Source organism: [Clostridium] innocuum (genome assembly GCA_012317185.1).
Lineage (GTDB): Bacteria > Bacillota_I > Bacilli_A > Erysipelotrichales > Erysipelotrichaceae > Clostridium_AQ > Clostridium_AQ innocuum.
Genome location: CP048838.1, coordinates 2,448,676 through 2,464,015 on the forward strand (window position 1 = coordinate 2,448,676; position 15,340 = coordinate 2,464,015).

Consider the following 15,340-nt stretch of genomic DNA (forward strand, 5'->3'; position numbering starts at 1 on the left):
TTAAACCAGACCCATCAGTCCGCTGAAGGCAAGTGCCATGATTGCTGCAACGATCAGGGCAATCGGATTTCCTTTCCAGGAAAGCGGCGTATCACAGGCATCCAGACGCTCACGTATTGTAGAGAAGATGTACAGCACCATCGTGAAACCAACAGGAATCGCAATGGAATATGTCAGCATCTCCGCGAAGTTATAACCGCTGGTGATGTTATTCAGTGTCACATTCAATACGACACAGTTTGTCGTGATCAGCGGCAGGTAGACACCAAGTGCCTTATACAGGGAAGGACTCAGCTTCTTAATGATCATTTCGACCAGCTGAACCAGTGCGGCAATGACCAGAATGAACGTGATCAAATCCATATACTGAAGTCCCAGCGGATCCAGTACCATATAATACAAACCATAGGTAACTAATGATGCAGCTACGATTACAAAGGTAACGGCAGCACCCATACCGATGGCAGAGCTGCTCTTCTTGGATACCCCCATAAACGGGCACATACCAAGGAACTGATTCAGGACGACGTTGTTAATGAAGACAAACGTAATCAGCATCACAAATAAATTGCTCCAGTTCATCGTTTATTTCGCCTCCTTTTCCAGCTTCTTCGCCTTATTCTGCTGGTGAGACTTATAGGCAGCCAGTCCCGCAGCCAGACATGCAAACGTACAGAATGCACCAAACGGCTGAGAGAACATGGAGATTGCAAAGTCTTCCGGAATAATACGGATTGAGAAAATATTCTGTGCAGCATCGAACGGATTGTCAAAGGACAGGATTCCCGTTGCGATAATCTGACGGATTGCGGACATCAGGATGATGGATACGGTGTACCCAAGTCCCATGCCAAGTCCGTCAAGTGCAGAATCAAACACACCGTTTTTGCTGGCAAAGGCTTCCGCACGGCCCAGAATAATACAGTTTACAACAATCAGCGGGATGAAGACACCCAGCGCAGAATCCAGACTCGGCGCATATGCCTTAATCAGCATCTGAATGATTTTTACAAGCGTTGCAATGATAACGATATACACCGGAATACGGATTTCCGATGGTGTAATATTACGAATCAGGGAAATGATCACATTGGACATGATCAATACTACGATAACAGCAACTCCCATACCGATGGCATTGTTCAGCGTGGTCGTAATGGCCAGGGTGGAACAAAGTCCCAGATACAGGGAGAATACAGGATTTTCACGGATGAATCCTGCTGTAAAATTCTCTTTACGGTTCATTCTTCATCCACCTCCTACTTCAGATTCTCAGCCTGATATTTGGCTGCTTCACGGATTCCTTCAATAACCGGCTTACTGGAAACCGTTGCTCCGGTAATCGTATCATCCAGAATCTCTTCACCTGCTGCATCCTTTCCCTTTAAAGATTCACGAAACGGCTTCTCCGTTACCTTGGAGCCGAGCCCCTGTGTATCTCCATTGGAAATCGCAACATAGTCATACACGCTTCCATCCTTGTTCAGAGCCACCAAATAGCTGGTACCGTCCTTATATCCGGTTACCTTCATTTTGAAGATATAGCCCTTTCCTTCCACCTCGAATATTTTCTCAATGGTTTTGGAAGCATTGTCTTTCACCTTTACAAATGCATCATCACTCACATCCGGATAGATTTCCTTCAGTGTCTCCTTTTCCGCAGCCAGCTCATTGGCAGCGATGACAGGAGCCGTCATGTTATTGGCAAACGCCAGCGCTCCTCCGGCCAGGGCAGCAATCAGAGCTAAGAAGACAGTCAGATGTAGTATCTTTTTCATATTCTTACCTCCTAATATCCCAGAGCCTTACGTACCTCTTCAACGGCGCGTACCGTTGATTTGGAAGAGAACGTAGCTTCTGTTACCGCATCATTTTTTTCTACCTCGACATCCTTTTTCAAATCCTGTCCGATAAACTGATCCAGGAATGCAGGATTGTCAATTTTATCACCCTGATACGGTGTATCATTGATTTCCGTCGGTACAACCGTGACGATTTTATCATCCTTCACGGTGATATCGAATTTGTTATAGATGGTTGGATTCTCTGTGGATGCGTACCCCTGTGATTCCACATGATAGGTCACGGTGCCATCGCTGTTTTCTGTCTTTCCACTCAGCTTGGCTTCAAATTTATTGACATCCTTGTCCGCAGTATTCAGCATAACAGCAGGAGCCGGCTCCTTTGCTTCAATAACGCTTCCGGCAAGCAGTACGCTTCCCATACCGACAACTGCAACAATACTGAAGATGATCGTCGCTTTTTTGCGCAGAGCCAGCTGTTTTCCTTCCAGCCCTTTTTCAATCATCGGTGTCAGCATATTCATCATCAGAATGGAATACAGGCAGCCCTCCGGCAGATTTGCCTTTACACGGATCAGCACGGTGATGATGGCAGCTCCAAGCGCAAAGATGCAGCGCCCCTGTGCACTCGTTGGAGAGGTCACCGGATCGGTCAGCATAAACACTGCCCCAAAGACAACACCACCGGTCAATACATGAACCAGCGGATACCAGAGAAAGCCCGGAATGCCGTCATAGCTTCCTACACCGCGCAGCAGTGCGATACCGGCCGCCAGAACAAAGATGCTTCCCAGATACACAGCAGGAACTCTCCAGTCAATAACGCGGCGAATGGACAATACAACACCGACCAGTAGAATGATGATTGCGCTTGTTTCACCGATCGCACCCGGATACCAGCCGGTAAGCAGCTTTCCGATACCGCCGATCTCACTCATCATATCCTTGATCATTTCCGGATTTGTCACCAGCCAGTTAAACTCGCTCGCGATAACGGTTGTCGGTGTTGCTGAGGTGATGACATCCGTCGTTGCCCCCATGAAGGTCGCAAAGACGATGGCTCTTCCCACAGCAGCCGGATTGAAGATATTGTTTCCAAAGCCTCCAAACAACAGCTTCGCAAAGAAGATAGCGAAGAAGGTGGAGACTCCCAGCGCATAGGGGCGGATACTGATGGGACACATCAGCGTTAAGATGATCGCTGTGATCCATCCAAAGGAGCCTCCCATAAACTTCCTGATATACGGCAGATCAAATTTCTGATCCTTCTTCATAAAGAATGCCCAGGCAAGCTCAGTCACAAATGCGACAAGCAGGGATACCGCAAGCAGCTTGATCGCCTGCAGCATATGATCAAAGCTATATGCCTGATTATAATAAATTAGTGAAAATGCAAACACCACAAGTAACCCGATCATCAGCTCCAGCATAATCTGCTGTGTGCTCTGCTTCTGACGTAAGTTCGGTGATGCATGGAATGTAAATTTCATAAAATACCCTCCCTTACTTCTTAGCCAGCATCAGCTGACGCTTTGCACGGCGAACATTCTCCGTCACATCCAGACGGGACGGACAGATGTATGTACAAAGACCGCACTCGATACAATCCATGGCACATAGCTTCTCCATGGCTTTCTTATCGTTTGTTTTTACCGCCTGTGCAATACGCACCGGCTGCAGTCCTGCAGGACAGTGGTCAGAGCATTTCCCGCAGCGCAGACAGGCAATACTGTCAAACGGCTTGTTTTCCAGAATGGTCAATGCATTCATATTGCGGTCGATCACGAATTTGTCGTTGACGATCGTTTTCCCCATCATCGGACCTCCGGCAATCAGCCTTACGTCCTCACAGGTATAGCCGCCGCATGCCGCTACAATTTCTGATACCGGTACACCAACCGGAACCTGTACGTTGACCGGCTTCTTTATCGCATTTCCGGATACGGTCAGCGTCTTGGATACGATTGGCGTTCCTGTTAGCAGTGCATCGCCAAATGCAATCGCCGTTGTCGCATTATTGACAATGGCACCAACCTCACCCGGCAGCTTTTCATATTCTGCATGCATGATTTCACGCACCAAAACACGCTCCCAGCCCATCGGGTACACATCCGGCACAGCCGCTACGCTGAAGCCCTCCATGCCCTTGACTGCTTCTTCCACAAACTGAATCAGATCCGGATGCGTCTTCTTGATTGCGATCACTGCCTCCGGTGCCATCGCCATTTTCTTCATGGCTGCCACACCGGTAACAAATTCTTCCTTGTGCGCCTGAATCATCTTATAGTCCGCAGTGATGAACGGTTCACATTCCACCGCATTGATGATCAGCTTCTTTACATCCTTTGCAAATTTGTACTTGATATATGCAGGGAAGCCTGCACCACCCAGACCGATGATTCCCGCATTCATCATGAAATCGATCAGCGCTGTACGATCAGCGCTCTTATAATCAAGCGGTTCAAACGAACGTACACGCTCATACAATCCATCGTTTTCAATAACAAGATGCTCCACCGGCTTCAGGGAAGAATGCATAAGCTTCTGCGTACCTGCCACAGTACCGGAAACACTTGCAAAAATAGGAACAACATTACGTTCATTGCACTGGGCAACTTTTGTACCAATGGAAACATGGTCACCTTCCTTAACCAGTATTTCCAGATTCACAGAAGGCCCGCAGATCAAAGGGATAAATACCTTGCTGCCGGCTTTCACTTCCATGATGTCTACATGGTCGCTGAGTTCCTTATGGCCCGGAATGTGCTGACGCATCGGTCCTTTAAACAATGACATCACAGTCACCTTACCTTTCTCTTACTTCTTCCATATCATATGTGAATGTGCTGACACATTTTACATATCGGTTTTATTATAGCATTTTCATACCATGATAAAAAGCGGAAATTTAACATTTTCTTAAGGATTTTTCTGGTAGTTTCCCTCCGGTTTCCTTCGCTTTCCATACAGGTAAGGACTTTTGTAAAAATGTTAAATTGTTACTGAAAACGAATGCTTCGCTCTTGTAGGAAATGATAAAGTTTTCTTATGCATCCCGGTTTAAATTCGTGGAAATAATGGTATAATGTCAAACGGTGATAACATGAAAAAAATACTAAGCATTCTGCTGGGTGCGCTGCTGCTGAGCGGCTGCAGTGAAAAGGCACTCCATAAATATTCCATGACGGCAACGGATATCGGTTTTGATACCGTGGTGAGCTTTACCGCCTATACGGAGAATGAAGCTGCCTTCAACAGCTATAGTGCCGAGCTGAAAAAGCAGTTTCGCTATTACGACCGGCTGTTTGACAAATACAACAGCTATGACGGCGTGAATAACATCAAAACCATCAATGACAATGCCGGCAGGCAGCCGGTCGAGGTCGAGCCTGTCATTCTGGATCTTCTAAAGCTGGCAAAAGCCTACGATACCATCAGCGACCATCAGTTTGATATCACGATGGGCAGTGTGTTAAACATATGGCATGATTACCGTGAGGCGGGAACGCTGGCAAACCAGAAGAATAAGGAAAGCAGTATCCCGTCCATGAAGGAGCTGCAGACAGCCGCAAAGCACAGCGGCTGGAAGCATGTACAGATCGACGAAAAAAACAGCACGGTATATATCGACGATCGTGATGTATCTCTGGATGTCGGCGGTGTTGCCAAGGGTTATGCCGTGGAGCTTATTGCCGATCAGCTGCAAAAGGACGGGCTTCAGCATGCCATTATCAACGGCGGTGGTAATATCCGTCTGATTGGCGATAAACCGGATAACGAAGCCTGGTCCGTCGGCATCCAGATTCCAAATCTGAAAGCACAGTCCACCGATTCTTTAATCTCTGTAAAATCCAAGGGCGACACATCCTTTGTGACCAGCGGTGATTACCAGCGCTATTATACGTATAAGGGTAAGATCATGCATCATATCATTGACCCTGATACATTGATGCCGGCTCGGCACAGCCGTTCTGTTACGGTAATCACAGACAACAGCGGCATAGCGGACATCCTTTCCACAACGCTGTATACGATGAGCCATGAGGAAGGCGTAAAGCTGATCAACCGCCTGCAGAAGGAAGAAAACATTCAGGTCAATGCCATCTGGGTGTACGATGATATCCAGAAACCGGAGAATGGTACAGATGCCATCAGTGTTAAGGGGTATCAAATTGTCTTTAGCGACGGTTTAAAGGATAAAATCAAGGAGAGCTGATGGACCGTTACCTGTAGGATTGGTTAAAGTCAAAAAAATCACCCTGTTCCTGTGATTTGAACTGCATGGAGAAAACAGTCTCGTTTATCCAATACTGATTTTCTGCATTCTACATTGAATTGCTCTTTATGATTAGAGTCTGTTGATTTTATTGATTTCGAAGCATTCATAAAATGCCATAAAAAGCAGAAACTTTTTAAATAAAAGGTATAAACATTTTACATAGTATTGTTTCTTATGACATATGGTATATAGATAAGCTTAGGTGAAAATTGCTATTGCTTTCTATCATAATGTTAATTTACTAAAAAACTCACGATAGAGCCGTGAGTTTTTTAGTAAATTCTTTGATTATTCAATTCCCTATATGCTATACATTCATAAAGTTCAATAAATCCATTCGGATGTTGTAAAAGCATAAACCGATTTTGGTTCTTTCCAATATACATTTTTGTATTTCTCTTAATGTGAACCCCTGTATAGTTTCTGCTAGCATATACAGCAATCTCTTCTTTCATCTTACCAACATACTGAAATGAATCTGGAATCGCTTCAAAGATATCTGGTTCAGTTACTGCTGCTGGTAAATAACGCATACCATTATAAATAAAATGTGGTGGATACGAGGCATCCTCAGAATTATTGCTGTCAAATACATTCATCTCTTCGCCAAGTTCCATCTTGTCTGTATAGATAAAATGTAGTATTTTATTATCATGTTTAACGAATAATGAGTTGTCATTTTTTATTACTTTGTCCCCTATATATTTCTTAGCAGATTTTGTTACATTTAGGTTACTTGTTGGAAATTCTTCTCGTGATACACTTTCTTTTATTACACCCAATTCTTGTCCATTTATTTCTTCTTGAGTGTCTACATCACTTTTCCAATAAATCTTGTCTTGATAGAAAATGCCTTCAGGCAACACAAATGGCAAAGTTGCATCCGAATAAACAACCGGAGGTGATTCCTGAGGTGTAGAACACCCAGTGAATGTAATCATGAAAGCGAAAGTCAATAAATATTTTAATTTCATTTTAAAAATACATGCCATAACCACGTGTTTTCATGGTTGTTCCACCCGCAGATTTATAAGTTACTGCATCTACAGACCATTCAGAGTACGAATACCAAGGGTTCCATACCCTTCTTCTGCTTCCCTCTATACCATGAATAAGTAAAGCATGATTACCTCCTCCTGATACATCCATAGACCAATGTACCGGATTGCCCCCCCTTAAATAACCATGAAGAGAAGAATTCATAATAGAGCCTGAGTACCTTCCATCATATGTAACACCCTTTGTTTTACAATACTTCTTCGCATTGTCAACTGATAAGGCTGTCTGTGTGCCTAGATTAAAATAATTAGTTATTGTTGAGGCTCGCACATTCTTACCCTTATAGCGCAAGGCTGTAGCAGTAACATAAGCAAAACTCCAGTTTGTACTTCCCTGCGTTTCAACAATATTTATATTTAGCATATAATTATAACTTGTAGCTCTAGTTTGTGGTTTGACGAAAAAGCTGGTTTTGTCTGAAATATCAACTGGCTTGAAAGCAGAAGCACTTCTAAATTCTGCTTTTGTTCGAAATGCTTCTACACTTCCAGTTTTACTGTTTACAATCGTTGTTCCATTATCACTTATAAACAACTCCTGGTTATTTTGTGGGTCTAAAGATATAATAGGAGCATCTTCTGGAGTATTTCCAGCATATTTAGTTAAATCATCTACAAAATTTTCACTAAAAATACCTGTATAATTTCCTGTTCCATCATCGAAAATTCTATAAACATAAGTTAACTTATTATCAATATAAATAGGATAATAATAAGTTGGGATGCTCTCATTGCTCGTCTCCTGAACATAAATACCCTGACCCATTGTTATTTTCTCATTTAAGATTGGCTTAATTGTGTTTTCAGCAATCAAAAAATCATAAACTGTTTCCTTTGCATATGTATCAGCAACTTCTGATTTAATAGTTTTGAAATACAGCATGTCGTTTTCTTCAGCTTTTGCCCCTGTAAAACTATTCATTGAGAATGCTAATAATGAACAGAATACAACTGATAGAATTTTTTTCATATTTTCCCTCCATCAAGATAATATATCATTAACATTATAATTTTTCTTTCACCTCCACCGAATTATGAGTATCGAATATATCTTATCAAATAGATTATTATATTTAATATACCTATTTGTCAATGCAAATAACAATATTGTATGTGTTTACATTAAATACCACATAAGTATAGTGCTTTTGTGATTTTTCACATGTGGCCTGTAATACAATTGAATTACAGGAAAATAAAAGGTTAAGTCTCAATGTCATTAAGTTAAAGAATCAATCTGCGGCTGTTTTATGCATCCACTGCACAAGGAGTGTCGCGATAAACAAGGCACTTGCCCACAGCAAAACAAAACCCAGATGCTCCACAGCCTGTGCTGTCAGCCCTGCCTCCAGTGATTCACTCAGCTGTAAAACAGCCTTGGTCATCAGCATGGATGCAATGGTATCCAGAATTCCTCCTTCATGAGCCACCTCATAAAAGCCACCCGAGATAATGGATGCCAAAACAGCAAGTGCACTTCCCAGCATATTGGCTGTAACCTTCTGTGCAAACAGCATATTCAAAAACAGGGCGAAGGCTGTCGCAAACAAAGCTAAAACAAACAGCAGACCGGCATAAACCGGCAGGAAAAAGCCGATTTGAGCACCAAACAGCCGGCACACGCAAGCGTCATAAAGGCCGGCAGAATCACAGACAGCATGGTAAATGCAATCATACCACCCAGATAAGAGAAAAAGGATACCAGAGACAGCAGTATCCGCTTCATACGCCACAGCTTCTTATCCTCACCATACTGCATCATATAGACCAGTGACTACATGTATACGCAATACTTCCTTCTAAACTCCTCCTCATCCATCCTTGAACATCCCTATTGTATAAGAAGGCGCAAAAAAAGGAATCAACCGTTGGGATGATTCCTGGTATGATTATTTTACTTCCCGTGTCCAGCCATAGGTATCCGCAACATCGCCCCACTGGATACCGGTCAGTGTATCGTACAGCTTCTGTGTCAGCTCTCCGGTCTTGAAATCATTGATCACCGTGATTTCCCCTTTGAAATTCAGCTCTCCGACAGGAGAAATAACCGCTGCAGTTCCGGTACCAAACGCTTCCTCCAGACGGCCCTCCTTACCCGCCTGCATCAGCTCATCAATAGCGAGATGGCGTTCCTCCACCTCATAGCCCCAGGAGGTTAACAGCTGCAGAATGGAATCTCTGGTAACACCCGGCAATACTGTTCCATCACAGGGTGCCGTAACGATTTTATTATCAATTTTGAACATGACGTTCATCGTTCCGACTTCCTCGACATACTTTCGCTCCACACCATCCAGCCAGAGCACCTGGGTATACCCCAGCTTTTCCGCCTTGACCTGCGCAGCAATGCTGGCCGCATAGTTGCCGCCGCACTTTGTAAATCCGGTGCCTCCCTTGGTAGCCCGCACATATTCATCCTCTACATAGATTTTCACAGGATTTACACCCTCCGGATAATACGCTCCAACCGGAGAAAGCAGAATCATGAATTTGTAGGCATTGCTTGGATGTACCCCAACCGCAGCTTCCGTCGCAAACATAAACGGGCGGATATAAAGTGAGGTACCCTCGGCAGTCGGAATCCAGTCCTTTTCATAATTTACAACCGCAGCTACCGCCTCTACAAACATCTCCTCATCCATTTCCGGCATACACAGACGACGGTTGGAATTGGCGAAGCGGCGCGCATTCATTTCCGGGCGAAACAGCAGCACCCGGCCATCCTTTGTCTTATAGGCCTTCAGCCCCTCAAAGGTTTCCTGTGCATAATGCAGAACCAGACTTGCAGGATCCATGCAGATCGGCGCATACGGCTCGATCTTGGCATTGCACCAGCCCTGCTCTGCTGTCCAATCCATGGTAAACATATGGTCGGTAAAGATTTTACCAAAGCCCAGATCACTGCTCCAGTCAGGTTTTTCTTTTTTCTGTGATGCTTCTATAATTTCGATATTCATATACGAATCCTCCCTAATCACAACTTCTATGTTTCATAGGTTACACCCTTTTTGCAATTTCGTCAACCACATTCTTTCATATTTTTACATTCTCTCTCATTTTTATTTCAAAAGACTGTGCATTTCTCTATTACCGTACCATATTATGATGCTCCCCTTCCAATCAACCCATGCATAGTAATAGCAATAAGTAAAAATGTAACAGATGTAAATCAGCAAAGAGTATTTCATCTCCCTACATTCAAATGTTGACAATCCGTAATCCGCAGTGAGACACAGAATAGTTTCATAACCAAAGGCGAATGATAGATACCAGTTTGATGACCTTTATGGGAGTCAAGGAGCGTCCGAAGCAACACAGCCATTGTGTCGGGATTGCATGCTTCATAAGTGTACCTTTGCCCTGCCGGGGTCTTTGGATGATTCCTGATCGGATGAACACCTTCTGTTCCGGCAAAAAGCTATTTGCGAAAGCGATGAGAAGCCTGCCGGCATGCTGGCTGAATATCAGGCTTAAACATCTCCAGCGCAGATAGAACATCAGTTGTGCATTTATCGGTATCTCTGTGGCATATACGAAGTGATCGTTATGATCTGATGTATATTCTGTTTTTCTTTATTTACGTACACACTCAGTAGCCACGATTATGCAATGTAATAGTAATGGAATTCCATATTTCCGCGTATGGGATGCAATATTATTTTCTACAGGTATTTCGGACAAAAATACTAACTTTTATAAATTTATGCTATACTTTTACTAAACACGGAAGAGGGCACATTATGACAGTAGAAATCAAGCATAACCAAAGCTTCTGGGAGCAGGGTCCCCAGAATGCTGAAGAAATCCATGCCGTACAGCAACTGCAGACCGGACTGTATAATATTCGCAGCGATACCCATATTGGTATCACATGGGAGGAAAACGAACGGGATGCAGTATTTGTATTATACATGCTGGAGGGAGAAATGCAGTTTCAATCCAGCAGTGAAGTCTTTTCCTTAAAAAAGGATGACAGCGCACTGTTTAGCTATGAAGCAACTGCTATTCACGGAATTTCCAAAACACCCTGCCGTCTGATGCTGTTCAGTACGAGCGGCTCCTATCAAAAGGTGAATGCGACCAACGCCTGCTTTGAAAAGCTGCGGGAGGTCGAACTGAAGGATATCTATACGATTGGACACAGCCGACGGGTCAGCAGTCTTTCCATGTCCATTGCATTGCAGCTGGATCCGGGCTATGATATTCTGACACTGGGCGCAGCCGCAACCTTCCATGATCTTGGTAAATATTATACACCAATTGAAATTCTGCAAAAGCCGGGACGATTAACTCCTGAGGAATTTTCCATTATCAAGCTGCATCCCCAGGCTTCCTGGCAGCTGCTGATGGAATCACATGGAGAAATAATTGCAGAGATAGCCCTGCAGCACCATGAACGAATGGATGGAAGCGGATATCCCCGCGGTCTGCACGCAGATGCAATCCGGATGGATGCACGCATCATTGCAGTTGCGGATGTGTTTGATGCCATTACGAGTAAACGCTCCTACAACAATCCCGTCAGCTATGAACAGGCTCTGTCTATCATGGAACAGGAGCGGCAGCTGTACGATTCGGATGTTCTGCATGCACTTCATATTCTGGTAAGGGAAAAGCGACTGTCCATTTCGATATAAGATCACAGTAAAAACCGGCACTTCAAAATTTGCCGGTTTTTTTATGCATTGGAAAGGATACGTACAGGGAATAGCCTTGCGCAGAACAAGCACTCAGCAAGACTTTACGTACCGTAAGAAATGTGAAAAAGGCATCTGCTTTTTTACGAATCATAATATGCAGATGCCCGTTTATAGAAAAGCTATGCTTTCTTCTTCATTTCCTCCAGCTGTTTTTCAACGATCGCATACTGGGAGCGGTAACCCTCCAGCTTTTCACGCTCTGCGTTGACCTTTGCTTCGGGAGCCTTGTTTACGAAATTCGGATTGCTCAGCATGCCCTCTCCGCGTTTGATTTCCTGCTGCAGACGTTTGATTTCCTTGCTCAGCTTTTCGATTTCCTCTTCCACATTGATGATTGCGGCCAGTGGAACATTCAGCGTACCGTTCAGAATCGGACGAACTGCCATTTCCACAGCGCTGTCCTCATCGATCCATGTCGCATGACACATCTTCTGCAGGATGGCATTGATATAGGAAACACTTGGCATATTCTTACCGTTTTCGTCCCGTATGATGACCTCGATGTCCATGCTCGGCTTCAGGTTGTAATCCACCTTCAGACTGCGCACTGCCTCGATCATTGTAATCAGCTGACGAATCGCTGTCATTTCCTCTTCGCTCATCGCCGCATCCACTGCACATGGCCAGGCCTCCAGATTGATGCTTTCCTGAGTATGCGGAATTGCCAGATAGATTTCCTCTGTCACGAACGGCATGAACGGATGCAGCATACGTACGATACCGCTCAGCACCGTTACCAACGTGGACTGTGCTGCCCTGCGCAGTGTTTCATCATCGCTGGAAAGACCTGCCTTGCTCAGCTCGATATACCAGCTGCAGAAATCATCCCAGATAAAGCTGTACAGCTCATTTCCAACCAGCGCATACTCATATTTTTCCATATTCGCCGTCACGTTTTCCAGCACCTCATTGAAGCGCTTCAAAATCCATTTGTCGATCATGGAGGCATTGCTCAAATCAATGTCGGAAACCTCCATATCCTCTGGAATCTGCATGAGGACAAAGCGGCTCGCATTCCATATTTTATTGATAAAGTTCGCACTTGCCTCGACCTTTTCATCGATGTAGCGCAAATCCTGTCCCGGTGTGGAATTCGTTGTCAAAAAGAAGCGCAGTGCATCGACACCGTGATCCGCAATCACATCCATCGGATCAATACCGTTGCCCAGCGACTTACTCATCTTACGTCCCTGCGCATCCCGTACCAGACCGTGAATCAATACATCCTTAAACGGACGGTTTTTCATGCAGTAGCGTGTCTGGAAAGCCATACGGGCAACCCAGAAGAAAATGATATCATAGCCGGTCACAAGCACGTCATTCGGGAAGTAACGGTTCAAATCATCCGTCTCCTTCGGCCAGCCCAGCGTGGAGAACGGCCACAGTGCACTGGAGAACCAGGTATCCAGAACATCCTCATCCTGAATCCAGTTTTCCAAATCCTGCGGATCCTCCATCCCTACATAGATTTCACCGGTTTCCTTATGATACCAGGCAGGAATGCGGTGTCCCCACCACAGCTGACGGGAGATACACCAATCCTCGATATTTTCCAGCCACTGATGGAAGGTCTTTTCAAAGCGCTGCGGATAGAAGTGAATTTTCTGTTCTTCGATTTCCTGATTTTTTAATACCTCTTCAGCCAGCGGCTCCATACGGACAAACCACTGCTTAGAAAGATAAGGCTCCACAATGACACCGGTTCTTTCCGAATGTCCAACCTGATGCATGTGCTGTTCGATATGATCCACAACACCATCCTTTTCAAAATCGGCAACCAGTGCCTTACGGCAGGCAAAACGGTCCATTCCTGCATACTTATGTGCCATTTCATTCATCGTACCATCCGGATGCATACAGATCGGCATTGCCAGATGATATTTTTTCGCCAGAGCAAAGTCATTCGGATCATGTGCCGGTGTACATTTCATAACCGCCGTACCAAAGGACATGTCGATATAATCATCCGCCATGATTGGCAGTTCTTCCCCATTGGCAGGGTTAATAACGTGCATTCCGACGATATTCTTATAACGTACATCCTCCGGATGTACAAAAATCGCCTGATCCGCAAACATGGTTTCCGGACGGGTGGTCGCAATCACCAGCTCTTTTCCGGTTTCCACTACCTTATATTTGAAATAGTACATCGCACCTTCAATTTCCTTGTGAATAACCTCAATATTGGAAAGTGCTGTTTTAGCCTGCGGATCCCAGTTGATGATACGCTCTCCCTGATATATCAGACCATCATTGTATAAGTCCACAAATACTCTGCGTACCGCATCACTCAGTCCCTCATCCAGCGTAAAGCGTTCTCTGGAATAGTCAAGGGACAGTCCCATCTTTGCCCACTGCTTGCGAATCGTGGAGGCATACTCCTCCTTCCATTCCCATGCACGCTCAAGAAACTTCTCACGCCCGATATCATATCGTGAAATACCTTCGGATTTCAGACGCTCGTCAACCTTGGCCTGGGTCGCAATCCCGGCATGATCCATGCCCGGCAGCCACAGCATGTCATAGCCCTGCATACGCTTGTAGCGGGAAACGATATCCTGCAGGGTGGTATCCCATGCATGTCCCAAGTGCAGCTTTCCGGTTACATTGGGTGGAGGTATTACGATGCAGAAGGGGTCCTTGCTCTTATCTCCTGCTGTGAAATAGCCGTGATCGATCCAGCTTTTGTAGTGGTCCATCTCAACGTGAAGATGATCATATTTCGCATCTAATGTTTTTCTCATAACGCACTTCTCCTTTACTTGTCCAAACGGAAGCTTTCTGTAAGAATATCTTCTTTCAGAATGCTCATTAACACCATATCGTGATATCGTCCATCACTCAGCAATGCCAGCTTGCGAAGGATTCCCTCCTGTACAAAGCCGCAATGCTTTAAAACCGCTGCACTCGCCGGATGCTCCACAGCCACATAGGCTTCCATGCGGCGCAGCCCGACATGCGCAAAGCCAGCTTTCACCAGCGCGCTGACAGCTTCTCTCATCAAGCCCTGATTCCAGTAATCCGGATGCATCAGATAACCGATTTCGCCGATATCCCCATCAATGGTATGGATATCCAGATTGCCGATCACCTTGTCATCATGCTTATGTACCATCACCCAGGCCTGCGGTACACCGCGCTTTTCCCAGGTCAGAAAATAACTGCGGATACTGTTCAGTGTCTCTTCTATATCCGTATGAGGATGCAGAGATAAATACCGCATGACCAAAGGGTCGCTGTAATAGGCAAACATATCACATACATCCCCTTCTTCTACAGGACGAAGCAGCAGATGTGCAGTTTCCACACAGGGCATATCCAAGCGCATACCATCACCTCCGAATATAAAAAAAGCGTCCCGCAAAGGACGTTTTCACGTGGTACCACCTTATTTTACACAGCTGTGCTGTGCCTTGACCACGTTAACGCCGTGCTTCACGAATACTCCTACTTCTCTTTCAGAATATCTGCTCCAAGACTACCTTCTCACAGCTTCAGCAC

Annotated in this window: 13 protein-coding genes and 1 other annotated feature (1 of these 14 cut by a window edge); of the genes, 2 read left to right on the plus strand and 11 right to left on the minus strand. The window is 44.9% G+C overall.

Translation table 11 applies throughout. The features are described from left to right. Genes G4D54_11885 through G4D54_11905 form a run of 5 tightly spaced genes read right to left on the minus strand, consistent with a single transcriptional unit; the run spans position 1 to position 4,598 of the window. Entirely contained in the window at positions 1–582 is a 582-nt protein-coding gene (locus tag G4D54_11885) for an RnfABCDGE type electron transport complex subunit A (GenBank protein ID QJA03098.1), read from the minus strand. A gap of 3 nt (positions 583–585) precedes the next feature. Further along, complete coding sequence (locus G4D54_11890) at positions 586–1,245, minus strand: electron transport complex subunit E (GenBank protein QJA03099.1); 660 nt, start codon at positions 1,243–1,245, stop codon at positions 586–588. Between the two features lie 14 nt (positions 1,246–1,259). Continuing rightward, positions 1,260–1,778 carry an FMN-binding protein gene (locus G4D54_11895; GenBank protein ID QJA03100.1) on the minus strand — a complete coding sequence of 173 codons (519 nt, stop codon included), beginning with the start codon at positions 1,776–1,778 and terminating at the stop codon, positions 1,260–1,262. A gap of 11 nt (positions 1,779–1,789) precedes the next feature. Beyond that, positions 1,790–3,292 (minus strand): FMN-binding protein, encoded by a 1,503-nt coding sequence (locus G4D54_11900; GenBank protein ID QJA03101.1) that lies wholly within the window; start codon positions 3,290–3,292, stop codon positions 1,790–1,792. A gap of 13 nt (positions 3,293–3,305) precedes the next feature. Then, the gene (locus G4D54_11905) at positions 3,306–4,598 is read right to left on the minus strand and encodes an RnfABCDGE type electron transport complex subunit C (protein QJA03102.1); all 1,293 of its coding nucleotides are present in this window, start codon (positions 4,596–4,598) and stop codon (positions 3,306–3,308) included. 307 nt (positions 4,599–4,905) lie between these two features. Here G4D54_11905 and G4D54_11910 point away from each other — a divergent pair, with 307 nt between their 5' ends. After that, positions 4,906–6,018, plus strand: a complete 1,113-nt coding sequence (locus tag G4D54_11910; protein ID QJA03103.1) for an FAD:protein FMN transferase — start codon at positions 4,906–4,908, stop codon at positions 6,016–6,018. 335 nt (positions 6,019–6,353) lie between these two features. Here G4D54_11910 and G4D54_11915 read toward each other — a convergent pair whose 3' ends face one another. The 4 genes from G4D54_11915 to G4D54_11930 form a co-directional block, all read right to left on the minus strand. Continuing rightward, positions 6,354–7,022 carry a hypothetical protein gene (locus tag G4D54_11915; GenBank protein ID QJA05195.1) on the minus strand — a complete coding sequence of 223 codons (669 nt, stop codon included), beginning with the start codon at positions 7,020–7,022 and terminating at the stop codon, positions 6,354–6,356. Between the two features lie 34 nt (positions 7,023–7,056). Next, positions 7,057–7,806 (minus strand): hypothetical protein, encoded by a 750-nt coding sequence (locus G4D54_11920; protein ID QJA05196.1) that lies wholly within the window; start codon positions 7,804–7,806, stop codon positions 7,057–7,059. Positions 7,807–8,371: 565 nt separating this feature from the next. Beyond that, on the minus strand, positions 8,372–8,872 hold the full coding sequence (locus tag G4D54_11925) for a hypothetical protein (protein ID QJA03104.1): 501 nt from the start codon (positions 8,870–8,872) through the stop codon (positions 8,372–8,374). Positions 8,873–9,028: 156 nt separating this feature from the next. After that, positions 9,029–10,096 (minus strand): branched-chain amino acid aminotransferase, encoded by a 1,068-nt coding sequence (locus tag G4D54_11930; GenBank protein ID QJA03105.1) that lies wholly within the window; start codon positions 10,094–10,096, stop codon positions 9,029–9,031. Between the two features lie 783 nt (positions 10,097–10,879). On the opposite strand from G4D54_11930, the gene G4D54_11935 reads away from it, so the two are divergent. Beyond that, entirely contained in the window at positions 10,880–11,776 is an 897-nt protein-coding gene (locus G4D54_11935; GenBank protein QJA03106.1) for an HD domain-containing protein, read from the plus strand. Between the two features lie 182 nt (positions 11,777–11,958). On the opposite strand, the gene G4D54_11940 is transcribed toward G4D54_11935, so the two are convergent. Beyond that, on the minus strand, positions 11,959–14,583 hold the full coding sequence (locus tag G4D54_11940) for a valine--tRNA ligase (GenBank protein ID QJA03107.1): 2,625 nt from the start codon (positions 14,581–14,583) through the stop codon (positions 11,959–11,961). A gap of 14 nt (positions 14,584–14,597) precedes the next feature. Then, on the minus strand, positions 14,598–15,167 hold the full coding sequence (locus G4D54_11945; GenBank protein QJA03108.1) for a GNAT family N-acetyltransferase: 570 nt from the start codon (positions 15,165–15,167) through the stop codon (positions 14,598–14,600). A 32-nt stretch (positions 15,168–15,199) separates the two neighbouring features. Next, positions 15,200–15,340 (minus strand) — a binding site (T-box leader) (it continues 70 nt past the right edge of the window).